The organism is Thiohalobacter sp. COW1, from assembly GCF_016629505.1.
GTDB classification, from domain to species: domain Bacteria; phylum Pseudomonadota; class Gammaproteobacteria; order Thiohalobacterales; family Thiohalobacteraceae; genus Thiohalobacter; species Thiohalobacter thiocyanaticus_A.
The window spans coordinates 478,357-503,252 of sequence record NZ_AP024239.1; the positions used below are offsets into that span (position 1 = coordinate 478,357).

Annotated in this window: 26 protein-coding genes; 11 read left to right on the plus strand and 15 right to left on the minus strand. The window is 66.1% G+C overall.

Annotated features, from left to right (window positions below; translation table 11 throughout):
- Nucleotides 1-10: 10 nt before the first annotated feature.
- From COW1_RS02165 to COW1_RS02180, 4 genes are read right to left on the minus strand one after another with little or no spacing between them, the layout of a single operon-like run.
- Nucleotides 11-802, minus strand: a complete 792-nt coding sequence (locus COW1_RS02165; protein WP_201345281.1) for a peptidylprolyl isomerase — start codon at nt 800-802, stop codon at nt 11-13.
- Nucleotides 803-812: 10 nt separating this feature from the next.
- Nucleotides 813-1,085, minus strand: coding sequence for a BolA family transcriptional regulator (locus tag COW1_RS02170; protein WP_201345282.1), 273 nt, complete (start codon nt 1,083-1,085; stop codon nt 813-815).
- A complete protein-coding gene (locus tag COW1_RS02175; protein WP_201345283.1) occupies nt 1,082-1,384 on the minus strand; it encodes a YciI family protein in 303 nt (100 codons plus the stop codon). Before COW1_RS02175 ends, COW1_RS02170 begins: the two co-directional genes overlap by 4 nt.
- Nucleotides 1,384-1,938 carry a septation protein A gene (locus tag COW1_RS02180; protein WP_201345284.1) on the minus strand — a complete coding sequence of 185 codons (555 nt, stop codon included), beginning with the start codon at nt 1,936-1,938 and terminating at the stop codon, nt 1,384-1,386. Before COW1_RS02180 ends, COW1_RS02175 begins: the two co-directional genes overlap by 1 nt.
- 262 nt (nt 1,939-2,200) lie before the next feature.
- Here COW1_RS02180 and COW1_RS02185 point away from each other — a divergent pair, with 262 nt between their 5' ends.
- From COW1_RS02185 to COW1_RS02220, 8 genes are all read left to right on the plus strand, one after another.
- Nucleotides 2,201-3,046 carry a PHP domain-containing protein gene (locus tag COW1_RS02185; protein WP_201345285.1) on the plus strand — a complete coding sequence of 282 codons (846 nt, stop codon included), beginning with the start codon at nt 2,201-2,203 and terminating at the stop codon, nt 3,044-3,046.
- Nucleotides 3,047-3,064: 18 nt separating this feature from the next.
- On the plus strand, nt 3,065-3,685 hold the full coding sequence (locus COW1_RS02190; RefSeq protein WP_201345286.1) for an L-threonylcarbamoyladenylate synthase: 621 nt from the start codon (nt 3,065-3,067) through the stop codon (nt 3,683-3,685).
- On the plus strand, nt 3,682-4,383 hold the full coding sequence (locus COW1_RS02195; protein WP_242466477.1) for a site-2 protease family protein: 702 nt from the start codon (nt 3,682-3,684) through the stop codon (nt 4,381-4,383). Before COW1_RS02190 ends, COW1_RS02195 begins: the two co-directional genes overlap by 4 nt.
- A gap of 155 nt (nt 4,384-4,538) precedes the next feature.
- Nucleotides 4,539-5,756, plus strand: coding sequence for a tryptophan--tRNA ligase (locus COW1_RS02200; protein ID WP_201345287.1), 1,218 nt, complete (start codon nt 4,539-4,541; stop codon nt 5,754-5,756).
- Between the two features lie 215 nt (nt 5,757-5,971).
- Nucleotides 5,972-6,844, plus strand: coding sequence for a ScpA family protein (locus tag COW1_RS02205; RefSeq protein WP_201345288.1), 873 nt, complete (start codon nt 5,972-5,974; stop codon nt 6,842-6,844).
- Nucleotides 6,845-7,153: 309 nt separating this feature from the next.
- On the plus strand, nt 7,154-7,906 hold the full coding sequence (gene scpB, locus COW1_RS02210) for an SMC-Scp complex subunit ScpB (protein WP_201345289.1): 753 nt from the start codon (nt 7,154-7,156) through the stop codon (nt 7,904-7,906).
- A 128-nt stretch (nt 7,907-8,034) separates the two neighbouring features.
- The gene (rluB, locus tag COW1_RS02215) at nt 8,035-8,871 is read left to right on the plus strand and encodes a 23S rRNA pseudouridine(2605) synthase RluB (protein WP_201345290.1); all 837 of its coding nucleotides are present in this window, start codon (nt 8,035-8,037) and stop codon (nt 8,869-8,871) included.
- Between the two features lie 4 nt (nt 8,872-8,875).
- A complete protein-coding gene (locus COW1_RS02220) occupies nt 8,876-9,589 on the plus strand; it encodes an endonuclease III domain-containing protein (protein WP_201345291.1) in 714 nt (237 codons plus the stop codon).
- 30 nt (nt 9,590-9,619) lie between these two features.
- On the opposite strand, the gene COW1_RS02225 is transcribed toward COW1_RS02220, so the two are convergent.
- Nucleotides 9,620-10,516 (minus strand): GGDEF domain-containing protein, encoded by an 897-nt coding sequence (locus COW1_RS02225; protein WP_201345292.1) that lies wholly within the window; start codon nt 10,514-10,516, stop codon nt 9,620-9,622.
- 498 nt (nt 10,517-11,014) lie between these two features.
- On the opposite strand from COW1_RS02225, the gene COW1_RS02230 reads away from it, so the two are divergent.
- Nucleotides 11,015-12,049, plus strand: coding sequence for a thioredoxin fold domain-containing protein (locus COW1_RS02230; RefSeq protein ID WP_201345293.1), 1,035 nt, complete (start codon nt 11,015-11,017; stop codon nt 12,047-12,049).
- A 254-nt stretch (nt 12,050-12,303) separates the two neighbouring features.
- Here COW1_RS02230 and COW1_RS02235 read toward each other — a convergent pair whose 3' ends face one another.
- The 10 genes from COW1_RS02235 to COW1_RS02280 form a co-directional block, all read right to left on the minus strand.
- On the minus strand, nt 12,304-13,095 hold the full coding sequence (locus tag COW1_RS02235) for a YciK family oxidoreductase (protein ID WP_255405012.1): 792 nt from the start codon (nt 13,093-13,095) through the stop codon (nt 12,304-12,306).
- Nucleotides 13,092-14,423 carry a hydroxysqualene dehydroxylase HpnE gene (hpnE, locus tag COW1_RS02240; protein ID WP_201345294.1) on the minus strand — a complete coding sequence of 444 codons (1,332 nt, stop codon included), beginning with the start codon at nt 14,421-14,423 and terminating at the stop codon, nt 13,092-13,094. The genes COW1_RS02235 and hpnE overlap by 4 nt, the downstream gene beginning before the upstream one ends.
- Nucleotides 14,420-15,289 (minus strand): presqualene diphosphate synthase HpnD, encoded by an 870-nt coding sequence (gene hpnD, locus COW1_RS02245; RefSeq protein ID WP_201345295.1) that lies wholly within the window; start codon nt 15,287-15,289, stop codon nt 14,420-14,422. The genes hpnE and hpnD overlap by 4 nt, the downstream gene beginning before the upstream one ends.
- 136 nt (nt 15,290-15,425) lie before the next feature.
- A complete protein-coding gene (gene hpnC / locus COW1_RS02250) occupies nt 15,426-16,295 on the minus strand; it encodes a squalene synthase HpnC (protein ID WP_201345296.1) in 870 nt (289 codons plus the stop codon).
- On the minus strand, nt 16,282-17,580 hold the full coding sequence (locus tag COW1_RS02255; RefSeq protein WP_201345297.1) for a DNA recombination protein RmuC: 1,299 nt from the start codon (nt 17,578-17,580) through the stop codon (nt 16,282-16,284). The genes hpnC and COW1_RS02255 overlap by 14 nt, the downstream gene beginning before the upstream one ends.
- A 153-nt stretch (nt 17,581-17,733) precedes the next feature.
- Nucleotides 17,734-18,414: an HAD family hydrolase gene (locus COW1_RS02260; protein WP_201345298.1), complete on the minus strand. Its 681-nt coding sequence runs from the start codon at nt 18,412-18,414 to the stop codon at nt 17,734-17,736.
- A 212-nt stretch (nt 18,415-18,626) separates the two neighbouring features.
- Nucleotides 18,627-19,349, minus strand: coding sequence for a bifunctional 2-polyprenyl-6-hydroxyphenol methylase/3-demethylubiquinol 3-O-methyltransferase UbiG (gene ubiG / locus COW1_RS02265; protein WP_201345299.1), 723 nt, complete (start codon nt 19,347-19,349; stop codon nt 18,627-18,629).
- A 168-nt stretch (nt 19,350-19,517) separates the two neighbouring features.
- A complete protein-coding gene (locus tag COW1_RS02270) occupies nt 19,518-20,834 on the minus strand; it encodes a TRZ/ATZ family hydrolase (RefSeq protein ID WP_201345300.1) in 1,317 nt (438 codons plus the stop codon).
- A 261-nt stretch (nt 20,835-21,095) separates the two neighbouring features.
- Nucleotides 21,096-21,926: a mechanosensitive ion channel family protein gene (locus COW1_RS02275; RefSeq protein WP_201345301.1), complete on the minus strand. Its 831-nt coding sequence runs from the start codon at nt 21,924-21,926 to the stop codon at nt 21,096-21,098.
- A 70-nt stretch (nt 21,927-21,996) separates the two neighbouring features.
- The gene (locus tag COW1_RS02280; RefSeq protein ID WP_201345302.1) at nt 21,997-22,620 is read right to left on the minus strand and encodes an OmpA family protein; all 624 of its coding nucleotides are present in this window, start codon (nt 22,618-22,620) and stop codon (nt 21,997-21,999) included.
- Nucleotides 22,621-22,760: 140 nt separating this feature from the next.
- Between COW1_RS02280 and COW1_RS02285 the strand changes: the two genes are divergently transcribed.
- Together COW1_RS02285 and mtnA are read left to right on the plus strand one after the other, a co-directional pair.
- Nucleotides 22,761-23,525, plus strand: coding sequence for a response regulator transcription factor (locus COW1_RS02285; RefSeq protein WP_201345303.1), 765 nt, complete (start codon nt 22,761-22,763; stop codon nt 23,523-23,525).
- Nucleotides 23,522-24,574 carry an S-methyl-5-thioribose-1-phosphate isomerase gene (gene mtnA / locus COW1_RS02290; protein WP_201345304.1) on the plus strand — a complete coding sequence of 351 codons (1,053 nt, stop codon included), beginning with the start codon at nt 23,522-23,524 and terminating at the stop codon, nt 24,572-24,574. The genes COW1_RS02285 and mtnA overlap by 4 nt, the downstream gene beginning before the upstream one ends.
- The last annotated feature ends 322 nt before the right edge of the window (nt 24,575-24,896 follow it).

Here is a 24,896-nt window from a genome sequence, read left to right on the forward strand (position 1 = left end):
CGGGTGGAGACTATTCGGTCGTCTCGATCTTCGCTTCCTTGCGCAGCTCCGCCATGTACTCGCTCAGCCGCTGATTGTTCAGCCGGTTGACGATCTGCTCACGTACCTCTTCCAGTGCCGGTGCCTGGGCCTTGCGGGTGTCCTCCAGCTTGATGACGTGCCAGCCGAACTGTGTCTTCACCGGCGCGCTGGAATGCTCGCCCTTGTCCATCTGCTGAACGGCCTCGGAGAATTCCTTCACCATGCGGTCGGGCGAGAACCAGCCCAGGTCGCCGCCGCGGGGGCCGGTGGGGCCGGTGGATTCGGCCTTGGCCAGTTCGGCGAAGTCGGCGCCGTCGTCGAGTCTGCTGATCAGTTCCCGGGCCTGCGCTTCGCTGTCGACCAGGATGTGGCGGGCATGGTACTCATTGCCGGTCTGGCTGGCGGCCAGTTCCTCGTAGGCGGCCTGGATGTCGTCCTCGGTGACGGGGTGACGCTGCAGGTACTGGCGGGCGGCCATGTTCACCATCAGGTTCTGACGGTAGAACTCGAGTTGCTGCTGCAACTCGGGATGCTGGTCCAGTCCCTGCCTGTGTGCGTCCTGGATCATCAGTTCGATGTCGATGACTTCCTTCAGCAGGTTGTCGGGATCGGGCTCGCGGCCGCCGAGCTGGCGTTGTTTCTGGGCCCGGTAGAAGTCGAGCATGGCCTGGCTGACGGGTTCGCCGTTGACGCGGGCGACCACGTCCTCATCGGCGGCCAGCGCCGGGGTCAGGGGCAGGCTGGCGGCGAGCAGCAGGGAGGCGAGGCGGTTTTTCATCATGGCTGTCCTTTTATAGTTCTTCCGGGGTCTTGGCCTGGATGCTGAGGGCGTGGATCTCGCTGTGCATGGCATCCCCCAGGGCATCGTAGACCATGCGGTGGCGTTCCAGCAGGTTCCTGCCTGCGAAGGCCGGGCTGACGATACGGACGTTGAAATGTCCGCCGCCGCCCTTGGCGCCCTCATGCCCGGCATGCCTGGCCGAATCGTCCTGGATTTCGAGATCCTCGGGCTGCAGCGCCGCGGTCAGGCGCTCACGGATCATGGCGACACGTTCTGCTGTCATCTGGGAAACACCTTCTTGAACGGTTTGACGGTCACCTGGGCGTAGACCCCGCCGGTCTGGTAGGGGTCGGCCTGGGCCCAGGCCTCGGCCGCTTCCTGGGAGTCGAATTCAGCCACCACCAGGCTGCCGGTGAAGCCGGCCGGGCCGGGTTCCTCGGTGTCGGCCGCCGGACAGGGACCGGCCAGCACCAGGCGGCCCTCGGTCTGCAGCTGTTCCAGGCGTTCAAGATGCGCCGGGCGGTTGGCCTTGCGCAGCTCCAGGCTGTTCTCCACATCCTGGCTGATGATGGCGTAGAGCATCAGGATTCCTCCTCGGCCTTGTCCTCACGCGAGGCGGCATAGCGGGCGATGACGATGCCCTGGCCCAGGATGAACACCAGCGACAGGGACATCAGCCCGAACAGCTTGAAGTTCACCCAGGTGTCCTCGGCGAAGTTGTAGGCCACATACAGATTGAGCACCCCCATCACCACGAAGAAGGCCACCCATGACAGGTTGAGTCCGCGCCAGACGCGCGCCGGGGCGGTAATGGCGTGGCCCATCATGCGCTCGGTGACGGAGCGGCCGCCGATATACTGACTGCCGAGAAACACCAGGGCAAATAACCAGTAGGCGATGGTGGGTTTCCACATGATGAAGGTCGGATCCTGCAGCGCCAGGGTCGCGCCACCGAACACGGAGATGATGATCAGGGTGATCAGGTGCATCTTCTCCACCCGGCGGTGTCTGAGCCAGAAGCCGGCCACCATGATCAGGGTGACGGCAATGGCCACGGCCGTCGCCACATAGATGCCATAGAGCTTGTAGGCGACAAAGAACAGCAGGATCGGGAGGAAGTCGAATATGAATTTCATGTTGTCCGAGCGGCCGCGACGGCCTGCGGGGTGATTGCCGGGGCCGTCATGGTAACCGATTTGTGTGAACAGACGATAGCCTGCCCCGCAACCCCGGACGGCGTGGATTGCGAATGGCCACGAAACCCACGAAATCCACCAATGGTTCATTGCTTCGCCGCGGTGCTGCGCGCCCGGCGCCAAATAAAATTTTCGTGGGTTTAGTGGGTTTCGCGGCCATCTCGAAGCGGCATGCGCCAGAGGATTCAGGTAAAATGGGCGGATGTTCACGCATTACGATCTGCACACCCATTCCCGCCAGTCCGACGGCACCCTCACACCGACCGCGCTGGTCGAGCGTGCCGCCGCCGCCGGGGTCGAGGTGCTGGCCCTGACCGACCACGACACCCTGAGCGGCATCGGCGAGGCGCGGTCGGCGGCCCGGGCGGCCGGTATCCGGCTGATCCCGGGCGTGGAGATCTCGGTGACCTGGAACCGCCAGACCATCCATGTGGTGGCGCTGAACGTCGATCCCGAGGCGCCGGCGCTGCGCGCAGGACTGGAACGGCTGCAGGAATTCCGCGTCTGGCGGGCCGAGGAGATCGGCCGCCAGCTGGCGAAGGCCGGCATCGAGGGGGCGACTGAGGGCGCCCGCCGGCATGCGCAGGGGGTGCTGATCAGCCGCACCCACTTCGCCCATTATCTGGTCGAGATCGGCCGGGCGAAGGACCTGCGTGCCGTGTTCAGGAAGTTTCTGGTCAGGAACAAGCCGGGGCATGTCTCCGGCCAGTGGGCCGGACTGGAGGAGGCCGTGGGCTGGATTCGTGCGGCCGGCGGCCAGGCCGTGATCGCCCATCCGGCGCGCTACCGCCTCACCGGCAGCAAGCTGCGGCGCCTGATCGCTGAGTTCCGCGACTGCGGCGGCGAGGGCCTGGAAGTCGTCTCGGGCAGCCATTCGCAGCAGGATATGCACAATATGGCCAGTCTGGCCCGCCAGTGCGGACTGCTGGCCTCGCGCGGTTCCGACTATCACGGTCCCGAAAACGCCTGGATAGAACTGGGCCGGCTGCCGGCGCTGCCGGCGGACCTGACCCCGGTCTGGCAGGCTTGGCCCCAGCACGCCGCCTGATTCCCGGCATCCGATCCGATGAGCCAGTTCTTCGACATCCATCCCGACAATCCCCAGCCGCGCCTGGTGCGCCGCGCGGTGGAACTGCTGCGCGCCGGCGAGGTGATTGCCTATCCCACCGATTCGAGCTATGCCCTGGGCTGCCTGGTCGGTGACAAGGCGGCGATGGAGCGCATCCGCCGCATTCGCCGTCTGGACGACAAGCATAATTTCACCCTGGTATGCCGCGACCTGTCCGAGATCGCCGCCTATGCCAAGGTGGACAATACCGCCTTCCGGCTGCTCAAGACCTATACGCCCGGACCCTACACCTTCATCTTCAAGGCCACCCACGAGGTGCCGCGGCGGCTGCAGCACCCCAAGCGCAAGACCATTGGCATCCGCGTGCCCGACCATCGGGTCACCCAGGCGCTGCTCGATGAACTGGGAGAACCCCTGATGAGCTCCACCCTCATCCTGCCGGGCGAAAGCCTGCCGCTGAACGATCCCGAGGAGATCCGCGAGCGGCTGGAGCACGAACTGGGTGCGGTGATCGCCGCCGGGGCCTGCAGTCCGGAACCGACCACGGTGGTGGACATGACCGCTGAGGTGCCCGAGGTGCTGCGTCAGGGCCAGGGCGAGATCGAGGCGCTGGCATGATCTCGCAGTTGAGTCTGATCCAGCAGCTGGCGGTGTGGGTGGTGCCGGTGCTGCTCGCCATCACGGTGCATGAGGTCTCGCACGGCTATGTGGCCCGCGCCTACGGCGACACCACCGCCTACATGCTGGGGCGGCTGACCCTGAACCCGGTCAAGCACATCGATCCCATCGGCACCGTGCTGGTGCCGGCGATCATGCTGCTGTTGCCCGGCAGCTTCGTCTTCGGCTGGGCCAAACCGGTGCCGGTCAGCTTCAACAATCTGCGCAATCCCATGCGCGACATGGCCGTGGTGGCCGCCGCCGGGCCGCTGTCGAACCTGACCATGGCCTTTCTCTGGGCGCTGCTGGCGCGGCTCAGCATGGGACTGCTCAAGCAGGGGCAGCTGTTCTTCGAGCCGCTGCTGCTGATGGCCATTGCCGGCATCTACATCAACATCATCCTGATGGTGCTCAACCTGCTGCCGTTGCCGCCCCTGGACGGTGGCCGGGTGCTGGCGGGGCTGCTGCCCGGCCGGATGGCCATGAAGTTCAGCCGCATCGAGCCCTACGGCTTCATGATCCTGATCGGGCTGCTGGTGACCGGGCTGCTGGGCTGGATCCTGTTTCCGCTGATCAGTCTGGTGCTGTTCGTGGTGCTGCCGGTGTCGGGTTTCGCTCCGCAGGGCTTCTGGCAGATAATACAAATACTCATTCAGTAGGAGGAATGGCACTTGCTGCTACCTCGTCATCCCCGCGAAGGCGGGGATCCAGGGATTGTCCGCCCTGCCTGGCTCTGGATTCCCGCCTTCGCGGGAATGACGTACAGGCTGAAATCCGGCTCATGCGAGTGCCATTCATTCAGTAGGAGGACGTCTTGAATACACCCGTCGTGCAAAACGGCCGCGTGCTCTCCGGCATGCGGCCGACCGGCCAGCTGCATCTGGGGCACTATCACGGGGTGCTGAAGAACTGGATCAAGCTGCAGCACGAGTACGATTGCTTCTTCTTCGTCGCCGACTGGCACGCCCTGACCACCCACTACGACGAGCCGCAGACCATCTCGGCCAGCGTCTGGGACATGGTCATCGACTGGCTGGCCGCCGGCGTCAACCCGGGGGCGGCCAAGCTGTTCATCCAGTCGCGCATTCCCGAACATGCCGAACTGCACCTGTTGTTGTCCATGATCACGCCGCTGGGCTGGCTGGAACGGGTGCCGACCTACAAGGACCAGCAGGAGAAGCTGCAGGAGAAGGATCTGTCCACCTACGGCTTTCTCGGCTACCCGCTGCTGCAGAGCGCCGACATCCTGGTCTACAAGGCCACCGGCGTGCCGGTCGGCGAGGACCAGGTCGCGCACGTCGAACTCACCCGCGAGGTGGCGCGCCGCTTCAACCACCTCTACGGCCGCGAAACGGGTTTCGAGGAGAAGGCCGAGGCCGCCGTCAAAAAGATGGGCAAGAAGAACGCCAGGCTCTACAACGAGCATCGCCGGCGCTATCAGGAGCAGGGCGATGCCGAGGCCCTGGCGGTGGCGCGCGCCCTGCTGGAGGAGCAGCAGAACCTGTCGCTGGGCGACCGCGAGCGCCTGTTCGGCTACCTGGAGGGCGGCGGGCGCATCATCCTGCCCGAGCCGCAGGCCCTGCTCACCCCGGCCGCGAAGATGCCCGGCCTGGACGGCCAGAAGATGTCCAAGTCCTACAACAACACCATCGGCCTGCGCGAGGACCCGGAGTCGATCACCCGCAAGCTGCGCACCATGCCCACCGACCCGGCCCGGGTGCGGCGCACCGATCCGGGCGATCCGGAGAAGTGCCCGGTCTGGCAGCTGCACCAGGTGTACTCGGACGAGACTACCCGCGACTGGGTGAATCAGGGTTGCCGCAGCGCCGGCATCGGCTGCCTGGAGTGCAAACAGCCGGTCATCGACAAGGTGCTGGAGGAGTTGGAGCCGGTGCGCGAGCGGGCCGAGGAGTACGCCGCCAACCCCAACCTGGTGCGCAACATCATCGAGGAGGGCTGCGACGAGGCGCGTGCCGTGGCGCGTGAGACTTTACAGGAAGTTCGCTCCGTAATTGGCTTGAATTACAAGTAAAAAAACGGCCTCAATTTCCGGCCGGGTTGCAGTAACGCAGAGGGCGCGGAGACGCAGAGGCGCGGAGTTTTTCCATGTCATGCTCCTTTGCGTCTCCGCGCCTCTGCGCCCTCTGCGTTGAGCTCACCCAGGCCCAACCAGGTCACCCGTCACATCCCGGGCCGGAATTACGGTAGAATCCCGAACCATTGCAACCACCCGCCGAGCCGCCGCGCATGACCGACACTGATATCCCGCCCGAGACCGCGCCCGAGCCGCCCCGCCAGGTGGAAATGCCCTTCGCCATCGTCCATGGCGAGGCGGTGCTGGAGCTGCCGCAGGATCTGTATATCCCGCCCGATGCCCTGGAGGTGATCCTGGAGGCCTTCGAGGGCCCGCTCGATCTGCTGCTGTATCTGATCAAACGCCAGAACCTGGATGTGCTGGACATCCCGGTGGCCGAGATCACCCGCCAGTACATGGACTACATCGGGCTGATGCAGGAACTGCGGCTGGAGGTGGCGGCCGAGTACCTGGTCATGGCCGCCATGCTGGCCGAGATCAAGTCGCGCATGCTGCTGCCGCGGCCGGTGGAGGCGGACTCCGACGAGGAGGACCCGCGGGCCGAACTGGTGCGCCGGCTGCAGGAATACGAGCGCTACAAGAAGGCCGCCGAGGATATCGACGAACTGCCGCGGCTGCAGCGCGACGTCTTCCCCGCCGAGGCGGCCGCCCCCGAGCGCCAGCAGGTCAAGCAGCAGCCCGATCTCGACCTGCGCGAACTGCTGCTGGCGTTCAAGGACGTGATGTCGCGCGCGGACATGTTCTCGCACCATCATGTGCAGATGGAGGCGCTGTCGGTGCGCGAGCGCATGTCGTCCGTACTCAGCAGCGTCAATGCAGACAAGTTCTCCGAGTTCACCCACCTGTTCAAGGTGGAGGAGGGGCGGATGGGCGTGGTGGTGACCTTCCTCGCCATCCTGGAACTGCTCAAGGAGTCCCTGATCGAGATGATCCAGGCCGAGCCCTACGCCCCGATCTACGTCAAGGCCGCCGGCGGCGAGGCCCCGGCCGAGGTCCCCGAACCCACCGCGGATGCGGGTGCCTGAACCGTGACTCTGGGAGCTTCTCTTCTCGTCATCCCCGCGAAGGCGGGGATCCAGCCACCTCAGCGGTTAATGGATTCCCGCCTTCGCGGGAATGACGGGAAGGAGATAATCAGCCCAGGTAGGTTGGGTTAGGTGCGCAGCACCGTGACCCGACATGTCGCGGGCTGTGGTGACGTCAACGCAGAGGGCGCAGAGACGCAAAGGGGTTTGAAAATATAAATCACTGCGCCTCTGCGTCTTTGCGACCTCCGCGTTATCGCCGCAACGGGTCAGGAAGCACTAACACACATCGATGACGAAGCATTCAACATGAGCGATCTGTCACTGAAACACATTCTCGAGGCGGCCTTGCTGGCCGCCGGCCGGCCGCTGACGCTGGAGCAGATGCAGAATCTGTTCAGCGAGGTCGAGCGCCCGGACAAGACCGAACTGCGCGATGCCCTCAAGGAACTGGACGCGGATTACAGCGGCCGCGGGCTGGAACTGAGGGAGGTCGCCAGCGGCTTCCGCATCCAGGTGCGCCAGCAGCTCGAGCCCTGGGTCTCGCGGCTGTGGGAGGAGCGCGCGCCCAAGTATTCGCGCGCCCTGCTGGAGACCCTGGCCCTGGTGGCCTATCGCCAGCCCATCACCCGCGGCGAGATCGAGGACGTGCGCGGTGTCAGCGTGAGCACCACCATCATGAAGACCCTGCAGGAGCGCGAATGGGTGCGGGTGGTGGGGCATCGCGACGTGCCGGGCCGGCCGGCCATGTACGGCACCACCCGGGAATTCCTGGACTATTTCAATCTCAAGTCGCTGGACGAACTACCCACCCTGGCCGAGTTGCGCGACATCGACAGCATCAATGCCGAACTGAATTTCAGCGATGCCGGGACGGTGCCGGACGAACTGGGGGATCCATCCGCCATCGATGTCACGGCCACGCCTGACGATACCGACATTCAGGCCAGCGCCGCGGTGGCGTGGGAGGAGGATGAAGCGCAGGCCGCTGCCGATGATACGGCCCCGCGCGACCCGGCCGAGCAGGCATCGGCCGAACCACCGTCCGAGATGCTGCATTAAGCCGACTTCCTCCCCCTTGATGGGGGAGGATTGAGGAGGGGGTGAGCACGGCGGGGCCGCCAGACTTCACCCTCGCCTGGCCCCTCCCATCAAGGGAGGGGAAACTCATAAACCTGACCCCTGATTCCATGCCCGAACGCCTGCAGAAAGTCCTCGCCCGCCAGGGCCTCGGCTCGCGCCGCCAGATCGAGGAGTGGATCCGCGCCGGACGCCTGAGCGTGAACGGTCGGGTTGCCACCCTGGGCGTGACCGTCTCCGAAGCCGACCAGGTGCTGCTCGATGGCAGGCCCGTCACGGTGTCCGAACAGCGCCCCTTCCCGCGCGTGATCGCCTATCACAAGCCCGAGGGCGAGATCACCAGCCGCAGGGATCCCGAAGGCCGGCCGAGCGTATTCGACCGGCTGCCGCCGCTGACGCAGGGCCGCTGGGTCGCCGTCGGCCGGCTGGATATCAATACCTCCGGGCTGCTGCTGCTGACCGACGACGGCGAACTGGCCAACCGGTTGATGCATCCTTCGCGCCAGGTCGAGCGGGAGTATGCCGTGCGGGTGTTCGGCCAGGTCGATGGCCTGGTGATCGACAACCTGCTCGGCGGCGTGCAGCTGGAAGAGGGCATGGCGCGGTTCGAATCCATCACCGAGGCCGGCGGCCGCGGCGCCAACCAGTGGTATCACGTGGTACTGAAGGAGGGGCGCAACCGCGAAGTGCGGCGGCTGTGGGAGTCGCAGGGACTGCAGGTCAGCCGCCTGATCCGGGTGCGCTATGGGCCGGTCGCGATGCCGCCCGGTCTCAGGGAGGGCCGCTGGGAGAACCTGCCCGCCGCCGCGGTCAATCAGCTGCTGAACCTGGTCGGGCTGCACAAGCAGGACTATGCCCCGCGCGTCCGTACGGCCCCGGCGGCACCCAAACGCAAGCCCGCGGCCCGCAGCGGTCCGCCGCGCCGTTCCGGACCGCGCCGCCGCTGAATCCATGTCGCTGCGGCTGTCGAAACGCGTCCTGCTGCGGACCTTCGATCACCTCTATGCCCAGCACGGTCCCCAGCACTGGTGGCCGGGCGAGACGCCGTTCGAAGTCATGGTCGGCGCCATCCTCACCCAGAACACCGCCTGGACCAATGTCGAGCGCGCCATCGCCAATCTCCGGCAGGCGGACTGCCTGACACCGGATTGTCTCCTCGCAACAGACTTCGACCAGGTCGCCGACTGGCTGCGTCCCTCCGGCTATTTCAACATCAAGACCCGGCGGCTGCGCGAGTTCTGTGACTGGTACCTGGACCAGGGCGGTTATGCGCGCCTGCGCCGGCGTCGGACCCACACCCTGCGCACGGCCCTGCTGGGGGTGCGCGGCATCGGTCCGGAGACGGCCGACGATATCCTGCTGTATGCCTTCAACCGGCCGGTGTTCGTGATCGACGCCTACACCCGGCGGTTGTTTACGCGTCTGGGACTGATTGCAGGCGACGAACCCTACGACAGCCTGCGCCTGGCGGTGGAGGCGGCGCTGCCCGGGGATGTGCAGCTGTTCAACGAATATCACGCCCTGATCGTCAACCATGCCAAGGACTACTGCCGGCCGAAGCCGCGGTGTGAGGCCTGCCGGCTGCGGCGGGGATGTGGGGGCGTGCCAGAGGTATCGCGTAGGATGGGTGGAGCGCAGCGCAACCCATCACGGCGCGGTAAATGATGGGTTGCGGCGCAAGCGCCTCCACCCATCCTACGCGATGGAATCAGGGGAGCTGCGGTTGGCGCAGACCACCCGGTTGCGGCCCTTTTCCTTGGCCTGAAGCAGGGCGCGGTCGGCGCGGTCGAACAGGCTGTCGGCGGAATCGTCGGCCAGCAGAGACGCCACACCGGCGCTGACGGTGAAGCGGATCCGGGCCTTGTCGCATTCGATGCTCAGGTTCTCGATGCTGGAGCGGATGCGTTCGGCCAGCATGCAGGCGCCCCTGGCCTCGGTGTTGCGCAGGAGCATGACGAATTCCTCGCCGCCGTAACGGTACAGGTTGTCGCTGTCGCGGGCGCAGTCGAGTGCGGCCTGCACCGCGGCCTTGATGGCGCAGTCGCCGCGCTGGTGCCCGTGGGTATCGTTGATGCGCTTGAAGTTGTCCAGATCGAATACGATCAGGGCCAGTTCCGAACCATGGCGCCGGGACAGGGCGATTTCGCTGGCCAGATTCTCCTCCAGCGCGGCGCGGTTGCGGATGCCGGTCAGCGGATCCTTGTGCGCCTGGGCCAGGGCGGCGTGATAGAGCAGGGCATTGCGCAGCGGGTAGAGCAGGCAGCAGAGATAGTTTTCCAGCCGGGCGATCTCTTCGCCGGTGAAGGCGTGCCGGCGATAGACCACCAGTTCGCCCAGGCCGGCGCCGCTCAATGCCAGGTTATAGCTGCAGCTGTGCCGTGCGCGCCGCCCGTGCCGGCAGTCGCAGGGCGGCTCCGGATTGGTGTAGCTCAGACCGTCCAGGGGCAGGCGCTCGGCCAGTTCGGTATAAAACAACTCGAGCAGCAGCGGCAGACTCAGGGTGGTCTGCAATACCCGGGTCAGCCGGGCGTGGTCATCCGAGATACTGTCCAGTTCGGTACGGTCGAACGCATGCACGGGTGCTGCGGCCATGGGGATGATTCCTTTGCTGTTGCTTTCGGACTTGAGCGTAATCATTTGATTTCAACTGCCATGTCCCTGAGGCAGGAAAATACTATGCGAATCCTGTGCCACTCCGGCACATACGGGCAAAACCTACTGATAACAATAACATGAAAACGGAGTTGCCGGAGAGGTCAATATCGTGGCGATATCTTGACGCTACTTTCTCAATCCCGGAGCGAGTTCCCTGGAGCGGTTTGCCAGTAAAGCGTCGAAAAGTTGACGATACTGCCAATAATGATGATAACTTGATGAATTGTTGTGTTGTTTTTCAAACACCCGATATATCCATGCGCATAATATGGGATATGGGCGGCCACGACAGGGGCGTGCGGCCGGCGTGCGTGGCGGCCGCGGCATCGGATTGCTGCAGGTCGGCATCTTGACGCCAGCACCGGCAGGGAATTTGTATCCCCCGTCCGGTGTCCTATTCATGAATCAACCCGGTTTCCGGAAGGGAGGAAGGCTATGGCACTGCAACCACTTCGTACTCTGGCCGCACTGCTGCTGGGCTGGCCGGCCATGCTGCTGGCCGCCGGAGAAGGACGGCTGGAGGAGGGAATGGTCAACCCGGGATACCATGAGCACCCGGCCTGGTTCAAGCAGTCCTTCCTCGATCTCCCGGAGGACGTCCAAGAGGCGGCCGCGGCGGACAAGCGCCTGCTCCTGTACTTCTATCAGGACGGCTGTCCCTACTGCAAGAAGCTGCTCGAGACCAATTTCTCGCTCAAGGACATCGTCGACAAGACCCGCGAGAACTTCGATGTGCTGGCGCTGAACATGTGGGGCGATCGCGAGGTGACCTCGCTCGAGGGCGAGGCGACGACCGAGAAGCGGCTGGCGGAGAAACTGGAGGTGATGTACACCCCGACCCTGATCTTTCTCGACGAACAGGGCAACCGGGTGCTGCGGCTGAACGGCTATTATCCGCCGCACCAGTTCCAGGTCGCGCTCGACTATGTGGCCGGCGGACACGAGCGGGAGATGAGCATCCAGGAATTTGCCGCGCGCCAGGCCCCGGCGGCGGCCAGCGGCAGGCTGCACACGAGTCCGGATTATCTGCAGCCGCCCTATGACCTGTCCGGCCATGGCCTGGACAAGCCGCTGCTGGTGCTGTTCGAGCAGAAGGAGTGCCCGGCCTGCGACGAACTGCACACCGACATCCTGGAGCGCGAGACCAGCCGGGAACTGATCGACCGGTTCGACGTGGTGCTGCTGGACATGCAGGCCGACACACCGGTGATCACGCCTGCCGGCAGGCAGACCACTGCCCGCAAGTGGTCGCGCGAACTCGGCGTCAAGTACGCCCCCAGCCTGGTGTTCTTCGACGGCGGCGAAGAGGTGTTCCGGGCCGAGGCCTATCTGCGCGCCTTTCATATCCAGTCCGTGATGGACTATGTCGCCAGCCGCGCCTACCAGGATCAGCCCAACCTGCAGCGTTTCATCCAGAGCCGCGCCGACCGGCTGGAGGCGCAGGGCGTTCACGTGGATCTGATGGACTAGAGCTCAAGAGCGCCACGGAATACACGGAAAACACGGACATATTGATTACCTTTGCCGTGCCGCCTTGCGGCCCGGCATGACAGGAAAGCCTTACTCTTTATCGTCATCCCGGCGTATGCCGGGATCCAGCTACCGCTGCGGATTGTGGATTCCGGCATACGCCGGAATGACGGCAGAAAACGAAACATCGCCAGACATTACATTGTCAGTGCTTTCCGTGTATTCCGTGGCGCTCTTGAACGTGCTCCTGATCTTCAGCCGATCAACCGACCCTCCGGGGTGCGGGTGAACTGCCGTCCGGTATGGGCCTGGCCGTCGGGTCCCAGCAGGTAGAGGAAGCCATCGATCACGTCCGCCGGCAGCGGCAGCGGGTTGGGGTCCTCGCCGGGATAGGCCTGGGTGCGCAGCCGGGTGCGCACGGCGCCCGGATCCAGGCTGTTGACGCGGATGCCGGTATTGGTCTCCAGTTCCGCGGCCAGGGTCTGCATCAGCGCCTCCAGGCCGGCCTTGGAAGCGGCATAGGCGCCCCAGTAGGCGCGCGCACGCCGTCCCACCTCATCGGCGACGAACAGCATGCGGGCCTCGCCGGCGGCATTGAGCAGACCCAGGCAGGCCTGGCTGAGCAGGAAGGGCGCATGCAGGTTGGTCTGCATCACCTGGTACCAGCGTTCCCCGGGGTAATGGGTGATCGGCGTCAGGGACCCCAGCATGGCGGCGTTGTGCACCAGTGCGTCCAGGCGGCCGAACTGCTCGGCCAGGGCATCGGCCAGGGTGATGTAGTCCTCGGGCTGAGCGCCGGCCAGGTCCATGGGATGGATGACCGGCTCGGGCGCACCGGCAGCGACGATCTCGTCATAGACGGATTCCAGCTTGCGCACCGTGCGGCCCAGCAGGATGACGGTCGCGCCATGGCCGGCGCACTGCCGCGCCAGTTCCCGGCCGATGCCGTCGCCCGCGCCGGTGATCAGCATCACGCGATCGGCGAACAGATCGGGCGCGGGCTGCCAGTCATGCAATGCCAGGTTGAATTCGGATTCGACTGTCACTGTTCAAACTCCTCGAGTATCTGTTCGGCGCACCGGCGTCCGCTCAGCACGGCCCCCTCCAGGGTGGCGGGCAGGCCGGTGGCAGTGTAGTCCCCGGCCAGCCACAGCCCGGGCACGGCGCTGCGCTGGTCCGGGCGCAGCTGATCCACATCCACCCCCGCATGGAAGGTGGCGCGTTTTTCCCGGATCACCCGTGTCGCCCGCGGCGCCGGCCAGTTTGGATACAGGGCGGCCAGTTCCCCGGCGATACGCTCGCTGAGCGCGGCATTGTCCAGTTGCAGGTGCTCGCCCGGACCGCTGATGACCACGGCCATGAGACCGGGCTGTCCGCACAGCGCGCGATCGAATACCCACTGACCGGTGCCGTCCATCAGCCCCAGCATGGGCGTCTCCAGGCCGACCTCGGGGGGATACTGCAGATAGACCGTGCAGATGGGCGACTGGCGCAGCCGGGCCAGCCGCTGCGTGGTCGGCGCGAAGACCGGATGCGGGGCGAGCAGCCGTCGGGTCATGACCGGACTGGTGGCCAGGACGACCTGGTCGCTGGCCAGTTTACCCTCGCGCCATTCGACCACAAAGCGGTTGGCCTCGATGTCGATGTGGTGCACCCGTTTGCTCAGGATCACCTTGCCCTGGTTGGCCTCGATGTACTGAAAGGCCGGCGCCGGAATGGCGGTGCCCAGATCGGTGCGTGGAAACAGCAGTTCACTGTCCTCGGCCCGGTCGGTGAAGGCGTGATCCAATACGGTATGAAACAGCCGCGCCGAGGCCTCCTTGACCCGGGTGTTCAGACTGGCCAGGCACAGCGGATCCCACAGCAGCCGGATCAGGCGCGGGCTCTGTTTTTCACTGATGAGAAAGGCCTGGGCGCTGATGTCCCGGTCGAGTTCGATATGCCCGCGCTGGACCCGGTACAGAAAGCGGCTGAGGCGGAACCGTTCCAGCCAGCTCAGGCCGCGGGCACCGAACAGGGCCGCGAGCAGGTGCAGCGGGGCGGGCAGGTCGCGGGCCTCCAGGCGGAAGCCGGGACCCTCCGGAGAGCGGAAGCGCAGACCGAGCGGGTGACGCTGGAAGAGCGCCTCCTCGCGCAGCCCGAGTACCTGCAGCAGGTCCAGCAGGTTGTGGTAGGCCCCGATCATCAGGTGCTGGCCGTTGTCGATCCGCTGGTCGCCGAAGGGCACGCAGCGGGCACGGCCGCCGAGTTGACGGGCGGCCTCGATCAGGGTGACCGGAACCCCGGACCGGGCCAGGTAGACGGCGGCGCTGAGCCCGGCCCAGCCGCCGCCGATCACGCTGACGCTGCAGCGCTTGCCCGCGACGCCGCTCATGTCAGCGCCAGGCCCTGGCGCCGGGCCCGGCGGCGTTCGCGCCGTACCCGGGTCCAGGCGATCCACAGCTTGCGCAGCGGGGTGAGGCTGGTGCGTGCCGTGAGCACGTTGAAGCCGTCGCGTTCGATCTCGTCCAGTGTGGCTTCGTATATGGCCGCCATGGCCAGGCCGCTGCGCTGGGCGTAACGATCCTCGTCCGGCAGCCGGGTATAGGCGCGAGCGTAGTATTCGCGGGCACGTCCGGTCTGGAAGGCCATGAGATCGCGAAAGGCGCCGGTGGCATGAAAGCCGAGGATGTCCTGCGGCGAAACCCCGAAGCGCTCCAGTTCGTCCATGGGCAGGTAGATGCGTCCGCGGGCGGCGTCCTCGCGCACGTCGCGGATGATGTTGGTCAGCTGGAAGGCCGTGCCCAGTTCGGTGGCGTAGTTCAGTGTGGCGCGGTCGCGGTAGCCGAAGATCTCCACCGACAGCAGCCCGACTACCCCGGCCACGCGGTAGCAGTACAGGGCCAGTTCGCTGAAATCGGCGTAGCGATGGTGGTCCAGATCCATTTCCATGCCGTCGATGATTTCGAGAAAGTATTCGCGCGGCAGGTTGTACTGCTCGAACTGCGCCTGCAGGGCGCGGGTGACGGGATGCTGGGGTGTGCCGTTGAAGGCGCGGTCGATCTCCTCGCGCCACCACTGCAGCTTGGTGCGCGCCACACCCGGATCCGAGCATTCGTCGACAACGTCATCGACTTCGCGACAGAAGGCATAGAGGGCGATGATGGCGGCGCGGCGGTCCGGCGGCAGGAAGCGGAAGCTGTAATAGAAGCTGGAGCCGCTGCCTGCCGCCTTGCGTTGGCAATAATCTGCTGGGTCCATGAATGTATGGTTGTGGCCGCTGCGTGCGGCTGTGTGAAAGGAGCCCAAGTATACTACAGGGCCTGCGGCGGCCAAAAAAAACGCCTGTGGGATGGGTGACCAGAGATGGGTTGCGGCGCAGGCGCCTCCACCCATCCTACTTCTGCGGACCGGGGCCTGTTTTTCTCAACGCATGCCACAACAGCCACAGCCGGTCTCCGGTCGTCAGCCGCGGCCGGGCGAAGGGGGCGCTGTTCTGCAGCCGGTCCAGTACGCGGCTGCCGCCGAGCACGATGGCGCGGATCTCCAGGCCGAAGCGTCCGCGCAGGGCCCGGCCCAGCGGTGCGCCGCTGCGCAGCAGCCTGCGGGCACGGCTGTACTGGAACTGCAGCAGCCGGCGCAGGGCGGTGCTGTCGCGGCCGGCGCGCAGGTCCGCTTCGCTTACCTCGAACCGTGCCAGTTCGTCCTGCGGCAGATAGACGCGGTCGTTCTCCAGGATGTCCTGGCGCAGGTCCTGGTAGAAGTTGATCAGCTGCAGGGCGCTGCAGATGGCGTCAGACTCGGCCTCGCGGCGCGGATCGACAACCCCGTGCAGGCGCAGCAGCAGCCGCCCGACCGGGTTGGCCGAGCGCCGGCAGTACTGCATCAGTTCGCCGAAATCGGCATAACGTGTCTGAGTGACATCCTGGCGGAAGGCCGAGAGCAGATCCTGGAACAGTTCGACCGGCAGACCGAAGCGCAGGATGCTGTCGCTGCAGGCCAGCAGGATCGGCTCCGGCGCGGGCTGTCCGGCGAGCGTCTCCAGCAGGCCGGTCTCCCAGTCCGCCAGTGCCGCCAGGCGGGCCTCGGGCGGGGCGTCGCCCTCATCGGCCAGGTCGTCGGCGTGGCGGGCGAAGGCGTAGATGGCCGCGACCGGATCGCGCAGTCGCCGTGGCAGCAGCAGGGAGGCGACGGGAAAGTTCTCGTAGTGGCTGCGGGCCAGGGCGCGGCAGTGACGATAGGCGCGGGCGAGTTCAGGATTGCTCATGCGGGACATCGGGCGGCGTATCGGCGGCCTCGTCGCGGCCCTCCACCTGGCGCGGGGCGCGTTCGATCTGGTCCAGCGGGCCGGCTTCCTTCTTCGCGCTGATGCCCATCTCGGTGAACTTGCGCAGGCCCGGCAGCACCCGGCTGTCGAAGGAGCCCACTGCCTTGTTATAGGCATTCACGCTGCTGTCCAGACTCTTGCCCAGCCGCCCCAGGTGTTCGGCGAAGGTGCCCAGGCGGCTGTAGACCTCCTCGCCGACCTGGCGGATATGCTCGGCGTTCTCGGCCAGTACCGCCTGTCGCCAGCCGTAGCCGACGGCGCGCAGCAGGGCCACCAGGCTGGTGGGGGTGGCCAGTACCACCTTGTTGGCCAGGGCGTCCTCCAGCAGCGCGTGGTCGCGGTCGAGCGCGGCACTGAGGAACTGATCGCCGGGGATGAACAGCACCACGAAGTCCGGCGATTTGCTGAACTGCTGCCAGTAGGCCTTGGCGGAAAGCTCGCGCACCCGCTGACGCACGTTGCGGGCATGGCTGTCGAGATGGCGCTCGCGCACCGCATCGTCGGTGGCCTCGACCGCGCTGAGGTAGGCATCCAGCGGGGTCTTGGCATCGACGATGATCTCGCGGCTGTCGGGCATGCGCACCACCATGTCGGGGCGCAGCCGGCCGGACTCGCCTTCGCTGCGCACCTGTTCGACGAAATCGCAGTGCTCGACCATGCCGGCCAGTTCGGCCAGGCGCTTGAGCGTCAGTTCACCCCACTGGCCGCGCACCTCGGGTCGGCGCAGCGCCTGCACCAGGTTGCGGGTCTCGGTCTGCAGCAGGCGGTGGGATTCGGCGATGGTCTGGATGTGGCGGTTCAGCGCGCCGAAGGCCTCCTTGCGTTCGTTCTCCATGCGCCGGACCTCGGCCTCGGTCTTGGTCAGGGCCTCGCGGATGGGCTTGACCAGGTTCTCCACCGCCTTCTCGCGCTGGGCCAGATCCTGCTGGGCCTGGGACTGGTAGCGTTGCAGGTTTTCCTGCGCCAGCTTGAGGAACTCGCTGCTGTTGTGCTTGAGCGCCTCGCTGGCCATGGCGCTGAAGGCCTGACCGAGTTGCTCGCGGGTGGTTGCATAGGCGCTGGCGCGTTCCTCGGCGGCGCGGCGTTCCGCGGCCAGCGCGGCGGCCAGTTCCTCCTTTTCCTCACGCAGGGCGGACTCGCGACGGTGCAGGCGCCACCAGGTAATCAGTGTTCCCAGCAGCAGGCCGGCCAGGGCGGTGAGGCTCAACAGCAGAGGATCGTTCATACGGCCAATGGTACAGGGCCAGGGGGCGGGGGGTAAGGGGTGATGAGGAGTGAGGGGAGACGCGTAGGATGGGTGGAGCGCAGCGCAACCCATCGGATGCTTTTCTGACGGGAACACTTCACTGGCCGGACGGGATGCTGCCCACCGAACGGTTTATCGAACAGACGGCTTGCTGGCTTCGGCGCTCAGAATGAACTCCATGATGTCTCCAGGCGCGTTGATCAGGCCATCGGCCTGCCAGGCGGCCGGATCGTCGGCGGCGGCGAGGTAGCCGAACAGCGCGACCAGGGTGTGCATACCCGCGGCCCGCCCTGCCTGGATGTCGCGCTCGGCATCGCCTACGTATATACACTGCCCGGGCATGCTGCCGGTCTGATGGCAGGCATGCAGCAGCGGGGCCGGATGCGGCTTGTTCGGTTCGACCGTGTCGCCGCTGACCACCACGGCGGCGCGCGCCAGCAGTCCGAGTTGTTCCAGCAGGGGTTCGGTCAGCCAGGCCGGCTTGTTGGTGACCACGCCCCAGTTGCGCTTGCCTGCCTCCAGCCATTCGAGCAGTTCCGGGATGCCCGGAAAGGGTCGGGTCTCCCGGGTGAGGTTGGCGCGGTAGACCTCGAGCAGGTGCGCACGGCGCTCGTCGTAGCCGGGCTCGCCGGGACCGAGATCGAACCCCAGCCGGAGCAGGGCCACGCCGCCGTGGGAAACCACGGGCCGGATGCGTTCATAGGGCAGCGGCGGCCGGCCGAAGGCCTCGAGCGTGCGGTTGAGCGCGTGGGCCAGGTCCGGCGCCGTGTCGGCCAGGGTGCCGTCGAGGTCGAACAGAACGGTTTTGATCATGGGGCTGGGTTCAGGAGTGGGGGGGCGATATTGACCCAATCATTGCATAAATTGAGGTTGTCATACCCATCATCGTCATCCCCGCGAATGCGGGGATCCAGCAACAGCGGTGGTATCTGGGTCCCCGCCTGCGCGGGGATGACGGCAGCTGGCAGCTTAACAGGCGGTATTCATCCTTTGCGTTGTCTGCGTTGAAGCCGCTGCAGTCGGGCTCAGTCCTGAGTGCCGTCTTCTTTCCGGTAGCAGGCCAGGTAGTTCACATCCACATCCCGGCCCAGGCGGTAGTGACGGGTGAGCGGGTTGTAGGTCATGCCGGTGAGATCCTCGAGCTCCAGTCCGGCCCGGCGGGCCCAGTCGTCGAGTTCGGAGGGGCGGATGAACTTGCGGTAGTCATGGGTGCCCTTCGGCAGCATGCGCAGCAGGTATTCGGCGCCGATGATGGCGAAGACGTAGGCCTTGGGGTTGCGGTTGATGGTGGAGAAGAACACATGCCCGCCGGGTTTGACCAGTTCGGCGCAGGCACGGATCACCGCGGCCGGATCGGGCACGTGCTCCAGCATCTCCAGGCAGGTGACCGCATCGAACTGTCCGGGCTGCTCATGCGCCACGGCCTCGGCCGTGGTCTGGCGATAGTCCACCTCCAGGCCGGATTCCAGCAGGTGCAGGCGGGCCACCGACAGCGGTGCCTCGCCCATGTCGATGCCGGTGACCTCGGCGCCGGCCCGGGCCATGGCCTCGCTGAGCAGGCCGCCGCCGCAGCCGACGTCGATCACCCGCCTGCCCTCCAGGCCGACCCGGCGGCGGATATAGTCCAGCCGCAGGGGATTGATGTCGTGCAGCGGCTTGAACTCGCTGTGCGGGTCCCACCAGCGCGCGGCCAGGTTCTCGAACTTGGCGATTTCGGCCGGGTCCAGGTTGTCGGTGTGGGAGGTCATGGAGGGCAGTATAACGCTGTGCCGGAGAGAAACGAAGGCGGGTGGCGAGGGTAGGATGGGTGGAGGCGCGTAGCGCCGTAACCCATCGATTAAACGTGCGGTGAACGATGGGTTGCGCTGCGCTCCACCCATCCTACGGGTCTGCGTTTGTTGCCGGACAATCCCGGATCAGGTCTCGGCCAGATGCGCCTGCCAGCGGGCGGCGGTTGCGAGCAGTTCGTCGCTGTCCGGCCCGGTCAGCACCCGATCCTTGAGCAGATGACGGCCGGCCACCCAGACGTCGCTGACCTGGTGGCGGCCGGCGGCATAGACCAGCTGCGAGACCGGATGATAGACCGGCTGGCTCTCCAGCGTGGCCAGGTCCACGGCGGTGATGTCGGCCCACTTGCCTGTCTCCAGCGAGCCGGTCTCGGCGCCCAGCCCCAGGGCGCGGGCGCCGTTGAGGGTGGCCATGCGCAGGACAGTGTGGGCGGGCAGGGCGGTGGCGTCGTTGCTGACCGCCTTGCCCAGCAGGGCGGCGGTGCGCATCTCGCTGAACAGGTCCAGGTCATTGTTGCTGGCCGCGCCGTCGGTACCCAGGGCGACATTGACGCCGGCCGCCACCAGCCGGGCTGCCGGGCAGAAGCCGCTGGCCAGTTTGAGGTTGGATTCGGGGCAGTGCACCACGTGGCTGCCGGTCTCGGCCAGGCGCGCGATCTCGTCATCGTCGAGTTGCGTCATGTGCACCCCGACCAGGGCGGGGGAGAGCAGCCCCAGCCGGTCCAGTCGCGCCAGCGGCCGCTCGCCGTTCTGCTGCAGGCCCTGCCCGACTTCGTCGGCGGTCTCGTGCACGTGCATGTGCACCGGAATGTCGAGTTCATCGGCCAGGGTCTGGATACGCTGCAGCGGGGCATCGGAGACGCTGTAGGGCGCATGCGGGGCGAAGGCGGTGCGGATCAGTGGATCGTTGCGGTAGCTGTCGTGCAGCGCCAGGCCCTTGGCGAGGTATTCGTCGGCATCACCGGCATAGACGGTGGGGAAGTCGATGGCGATCAGGCCCACACAGGCACGCATGCCCAGGTGGGCGGCGGCGCGGGCCGTGACCTCGGGAAAGAAGTACATGTCATTGAAGCAGGTGATGCCCCCGCGCAGCATCTCGGCCATGGCCAGCAGGCCGCCGTCGTGGACGAACTCTTCATTGACCCAGCGCTGCTCGGCCGGCCAGATGTGCTCGTGCAGCCACTCCATCATCGGCAGGTCGTCGGCCAGCCCGCGCAGCAGGTTCATCGGGGTGTGGGTATGGGCGTTGATCAGGCCCGGGATCAGGGCGTGGTGGTCCAGGTGCAGTTCGGTTTCGGCCCGGTAGTGCTGCGCAGCCCGGGCGCTGGGCAACAGGGCGAGGATGCGGCCGTCATTGACGGCGATGCAGTGGTGCTCGAGCACCTGTTCGTCGGGCTCGACCGGGATCACCCAGCGGCCATGGAGCAGCAGATCGATGTCTTGCATGGGAATTCTTGGTGGTTGTGTGCCCGCGTCAGTGTGCCGACGGGCTGCGGATGGCGCAACTGTTCAGGCTGGGCGGTGGGAACGCAGAGAGCGCGGAGGCGCAGAACCCCGTCATTGCGAGAAACGAAAGTGACGAAGCAATCTCGTGATCGGGCTGCCGGGTTACGAGATTGCCGCGGCGCTACGCGCCTCGCAATGACGATGGATATATTCTACGGCCTTCGCACCCATAGGGCATAAACGCCTCTGCGTTGAGGTTGTTCAGGCCGACTTCACCTCGTGCATGTACACGTCCTGCTGCGGGAACGGGATGCTGATGCCGTTCTCGTCGAAACGGGTCTTGATGGTCTCCAGCAGATCCGCGCGCACGTTCCAGTAATCGCCCTTGTTGACCCAGGGCCGGACATTGAGATCGATGCTGCTGTCGCCCAGTGCGGCGACGTTCACCACCGGAGCGGGATCCTTCAGGATGCGTTCTTCCTGCTTGATGATCTCCATGACCAGTTCGCGCGCCTTGCGGATGTCGTCGCTGTAGCTGATGCCCACCACCAGGTCGAGGCGGCGGGTCTCGCGGGCGGTGACGTTGGTGATGGTGCCGCCGTAGATCTGGCCGTTGGGCACGATGATCTCGCGATTGTCCGGCGTGAGCATGGTGGTGGCGAAGATGCCGACGTTCTCCACCGTCCCGGCGACGCCGCCGGCCTCCACATAGTCACCTTCCCGGAACGGGCGGAAGACGATCAGCATCACGCCGGAGGAGAAGTTGGCCAGCGAGTCCTTCAATGCCAGGCCCACGGCCAGGCCGGCGGCGCCGAGGACGGCGAGCAGGGAGGTGGTCTGGATGCCGAGGTGGTCCAGGGCGGCGATGATCACGACCGCGATCAGCAGGGCATAGAGGATGTTGCCGAGGAAGTTCGACAGCATGCTGTCCATGCCGCCGCGGGCCATCATGCGTTTGCTGATGTTGACGATCTTTCCGGCGATCCAGCGGCCGATGAAGAAGATCAGCAGGGCAACGACGAGGCTGACGGCCCAGGGAATCAGTTGGGTGGTGACGAAATCCGATTGCAGAAATTCGTTGATTTTATCCATGGGGAGTCCTGTTCAGACTGAAATGCCTCCCCCGCCGGCCGGCGGGGGAGGAGGGAGCCACGGTCGGTGCTTACTGGACCCGCTGCTCGCCGCTGATGGTGATCTCCACGCGGCGGTTCTGGGCACGGCCGGCACGGGTGGAGTTGTCAGCGATGGGCTTGGTCTCGCCCCAGCCCACGGTGGTCATGATGCTGGGATCCACGCCCTTCTCCAGCAGGTAGTTCTTGACCGCATTGGCGCGGCGTACGGACAGGTCCTTGTTGTAGGCGGCGTCGCCGGTGCTGTCGGTGTGGCCGGCGATCTGGATGCTCTGCACGTCACTCAGCTGTCCCAGGTCGGAGACCAGCTGGTCCAGTTCGCGCTTGCCCTCGGCACGCAGTGCGTCGCTGTTCAGGTCGAACAGGGCGCCGGCGCCCAGGTTGACGGTCTTGTAGACGGGCTGCGGCGCCGGGACCGGGGCCGGTTCCGGCTCGGGCTCGGCGACCGGCTCGGGCTTCTTCATATCCGGTTCGCACTCGGCAATCGCGCCCTCGGGACGCCAGCCGCTGGTGCGCACGCAGTCGCCGGCGCTGTCGCGCACCACCATCCCGGCGGAATCGTAGACGTAGGAGCAGGTGCGCTCGGAGGCCGCCGTGGCGGTGCCGGTCAGGGTGATGGTGGAGGCAACCAGAATGGCGTAGCTGAGTTTGTGCATTGTTGTTACTCCTTATTGGTAGAAGAAAAAACTTTGTCGCCCGCAGGCGCAGGGGAGGCAGGCCCGGGCCGCTCTGGGACCAGATTATACATATCTCTGACTTTAGAGCATCTGCCTAGTGTGTCAAACTGTATACAATTATGAGGTGGTTTCGGGCCTGCCGTGCCGGCTGCGCCAGGGTCACAGACGAGGGCATCGAGGTGCGCATCGCTCTACTTGAAGACGACACTTTTCAGGCCGAGGCCCTGACTGTGTGGCTGGAGGCGGCTGACCACCAGGTCAGCGTCCGGCACGACTGCGCCGGATTCCGCGCGGCGCTGCAGGAGGCGGACTACGACCTGCTCATCCTTGACTGGATTCTGCCCGACGGCAGCGGGCTGGAGGTGCTGGACTGGCTGCGCGGCGAACGGGGAGACACGACACCGGTGCTGTTCATCACCCAGCGCGACCGGGAAAGCGATGTGGTGACCGCCCTGGAGCACGGCGCCGACGACTACATGGCCAAGCCGGTCAAACCGCTGGAGATGCTGGCCCGGGTCACGGCCCTGGCGCGTCGGGCCAGCACGCCGGGGACGCAGGTGCTCGAGTTCGGTCCCTACCGCATCGATACCGCCAGTCGCACCCTGTACCGTGACGGCGACAGGATCGATCTCACCCACAAGGAATTCGACCTGGCCCTGTACCTGTTCCGCAATCTGGGCCGGCTGATCAGCCGCGGCCGTCTGCTGGAAGCGGTCTGGGGCACCCGGGCCGAACTCAACACCCGCACCGTCGACACGCACATCAGCCGCCTGCGCAACAAGCTCGGTATCAGCCCGGCGCAGGGCTGGAGGCTGGGCGCGGTCTACCAGCACGGCTACCGGCTGGAACGGCTGGAACCGCAGGCGGTCGAAGACGAAGCATGAACACACCCCCTGACAGCATTCGCGCGGTGGTCTGGCAGGAAGGCGAACTGCGCCTGCTCGACCAGCGCCGGCTGCCGGACGCGGAAAGCTGGCTGCAGTTGGGCACCGTTGCCGATGTGGCCGCTGCCATTCGCGATATGGTGGTGCGCGGCGCGCCCGCCATCGGCATCGCCGCTGCCTATGGCGTTGTCATCGCCGCGCGGCAGCGCTACCGGGAAAACCCCGCTGACTGGAAGACGGCGCTGGAGCCCGACCTGGAGCAACTGGCCGCCGCGCGGCCCACGGCCGTGAACCTGTGCTGGGCGCTGGCGCGGATGCGCGGTCTGATCCAGTGTCTGGACGGCGACCCGGTACCGGCCTTGACCGCCGAGGCCGGGCGCATCCATGAGGAGGATATCGCCGCCAACCGCCGCATGGGCGAACTGGGTGCGGCCTTCCTCGACGGAGTCGAGGGCGTGCTTACCCATTGCAACACCGGCTCGCTGGCCACCGGCGGCTTCGGCACCGCGCTGGGCGTGATCCGTCAGGCCTGGGGCGAAGGCCGCATCCGGCGCGTGTTCGCCGACGAGACCCGGCCCTGGCTGCAGGGGGCGCGCCTGACGGCATGGGAGCTGGTCCGCGACGGCATCCCGGTGACCCTGCTGGCCGATGCCGCCGCCGCACACCTGATGCATACCGGGCAGGTGCAGTGGGTGATCGTCGGTTCCGACCGCATCGCCGCCAACGGCGATGTGGCCAACAAGATCGGCACCTACGGGCTGGCCGTGGCCGCACGCCATCACGGAGTGAAATTCATGGTGGTCGCACCCACCTCCACGGTGGACCTGGGCACCGCCTCCGGCGCCGACATTCCCATCGAACAGCGGCCCGGGGAAGAGGTGCTGGGCGCCGGCGGCCGACGTATCGCCGCGCCCGGCGCCGAGGCCTGGAACCCGGCCTTCGACATCACCCCGGCGGAACTGGTGGACGTGATCGTCACCGAGGCCGGGGTGGTGGAACGGCCCGACCGCGACAAGCTGGCCGCGCTGATGGCCCGCGCCGCGGCCTGATTTCTGCCGGGCAATACGTAGGTCGGGTTAGCCTGCAGGGCGTAACCCGACGTGTCCCGGGCCGGTGTCGGGTTACGCTGCGCTGACCTGACCTACCGCACTGCAACACCCAAGACCCCGTCATCCCCGCGCAGGCGGGGATCCAGCAGCCGCGGCGGTTTATGGATTATTCACTTCGCTCACCCTGCGGGCCGCCCTCCGGGCGTTCAACGCGCTGCGCGCTTTTGTCCCGCCTGCGCGGGAATGACGGTGGGGAAACTCCAGTCATATACCCGATTCCTGGTCAAACCCCGTCTGAGCGCCTCAGATTCGTTCTGAGGCG

What these genes read in the sequence shown, in the direction of transcription:
- COW1_RS02165 (WP_201345281.1), bottom strand. Translation starts at nt 802, where the DNA reads ATGATGAAAAACCGCCTCGCCTCCCTGCTGCTCGCCGCCAGCCTGCCC.
- COW1_RS02170 (WP_201345282.1), bottom strand. Translation starts at nt 1,085, where the DNA reads ATGACAGCAGAACGTGTCGCCATGATCCGTGAGCGCCTGACCGCGGCG.
- COW1_RS02175 (WP_201345283.1), bottom strand. Translation starts at nt 1,384, where the DNA reads ATGCTCTACGCCATCATCAGCCAGGATGTGGAGAACAGCCTGGAGCTG.
- COW1_RS02180 (WP_201345284.1), bottom strand. Translation starts at nt 1,938, where the DNA reads ATGAAATTCATATTCGACTTCCTCCCGATCCTGCTGTTCTTTGTCGCC.
- COW1_RS02185 (WP_201345285.1), top strand. Translation starts at nt 2,201, where the DNA reads ATGTTCACGCATTACGATCTGCACACCCATTCCCGCCAGTCCGACGGC.
- COW1_RS02190 (WP_201345286.1), top strand. Translation starts at nt 3,065, where the DNA reads ATGAGCCAGTTCTTCGACATCCATCCCGACAATCCCCAGCCGCGCCTG.
- COW1_RS02195 (WP_242466477.1), top strand. Translation starts at nt 3,682, where the DNA reads ATGATCTCGCAGTTGAGTCTGATCCAGCAGCTGGCGGTGTGGGTGGTG.
- COW1_RS02205 (WP_201345288.1), top strand. Translation starts at nt 5,972, where the DNA reads ATGACCGACACTGATATCCCGCCCGAGACCGCGCCCGAGCCGCCCCGC.
- scpB (WP_201345289.1), top strand. Translation starts at nt 7,154, where the DNA reads ATGAGCGATCTGTCACTGAAACACATTCTCGAGGCGGCCTTGCTGGCC.
- rluB (WP_201345290.1), top strand. Translation starts at nt 8,035, where the DNA reads ATGCCCGAACGCCTGCAGAAAGTCCTCGCCCGCCAGGGCCTCGGCTCG.
- COW1_RS02220 (WP_201345291.1), top strand. Translation starts at nt 8,876, where the DNA reads ATGTCGCTGCGGCTGTCGAAACGCGTCCTGCTGCGGACCTTCGATCAC.
- COW1_RS02225 (WP_201345292.1), bottom strand. Translation starts at nt 10,516, where the DNA reads ATGGCCGCAGCACCCGTGCATGCGTTCGACCGTACCGAACTGGACAGT.
- COW1_RS02230 (WP_201345293.1), top strand. Translation starts at nt 11,015, where the DNA reads ATGGCACTGCAACCACTTCGTACTCTGGCCGCACTGCTGCTGGGCTGG.
- hpnE (WP_201345294.1), bottom strand. Translation starts at nt 14,423, where the DNA reads ATGAGCGGCGTCGCGGGCAAGCGCTGCAGCGTCAGCGTGATCGGCGGC.
- hpnD (WP_201345295.1), bottom strand. Translation starts at nt 15,289, where the DNA reads ATGGACCCAGCAGATTATTGCCAACGCAAGGCGGCAGGCAGCGGCTCC.
- hpnC (WP_201345296.1), bottom strand. Translation starts at nt 16,295, where the DNA reads ATGAGCAATCCTGAACTCGCCCGCGCCTATCGTCACTGCCGCGCCCTG.
- COW1_RS02255 (WP_201345297.1), bottom strand. Translation starts at nt 17,580, where the DNA reads ATGAACGATCCTCTGCTGTTGAGCCTCACCGCCCTGGCCGGCCTGCTG.
- COW1_RS02260 (WP_201345298.1), bottom strand. Translation starts at nt 18,414, where the DNA reads ATGATCAAAACCGTTCTGTTCGACCTCGACGGCACCCTGGCCGACACG.
- ubiG (WP_201345299.1), bottom strand. Translation starts at nt 19,349, where the DNA reads ATGACCTCCCACACCGACAACCTGGACCCGGCCGAAATCGCCAAGTTC.
- COW1_RS02270 (WP_201345300.1), bottom strand. Translation starts at nt 20,834, where the DNA reads ATGCAAGACATCGATCTGCTGCTCCATGGCCGCTGGGTGATCCCGGTC.
- COW1_RS02275 (WP_201345301.1), bottom strand. Translation starts at nt 21,926, where the DNA reads ATGGATAAAATCAACGAATTTCTGCAATCGGATTTCGTCACCACCCAA.
- COW1_RS02280 (WP_201345302.1), bottom strand. Translation starts at nt 22,620, where the DNA reads ATGCACAAACTCAGCTACGCCATTCTGGTTGCCTCCACCATCACCCTG.
- COW1_RS02285 (WP_201345303.1), top strand. Translation starts at nt 22,761, where the DNA reads ATGAGGTGGTTTCGGGCCTGCCGTGCCGGCTGCGCCAGGGTCACAGAC.
- mtnA (WP_201345304.1), top strand. Translation starts at nt 23,522, where the DNA reads ATGAACACACCCCCTGACAGCATTCGCGCGGTGGTCTGGCAGGAAGGC.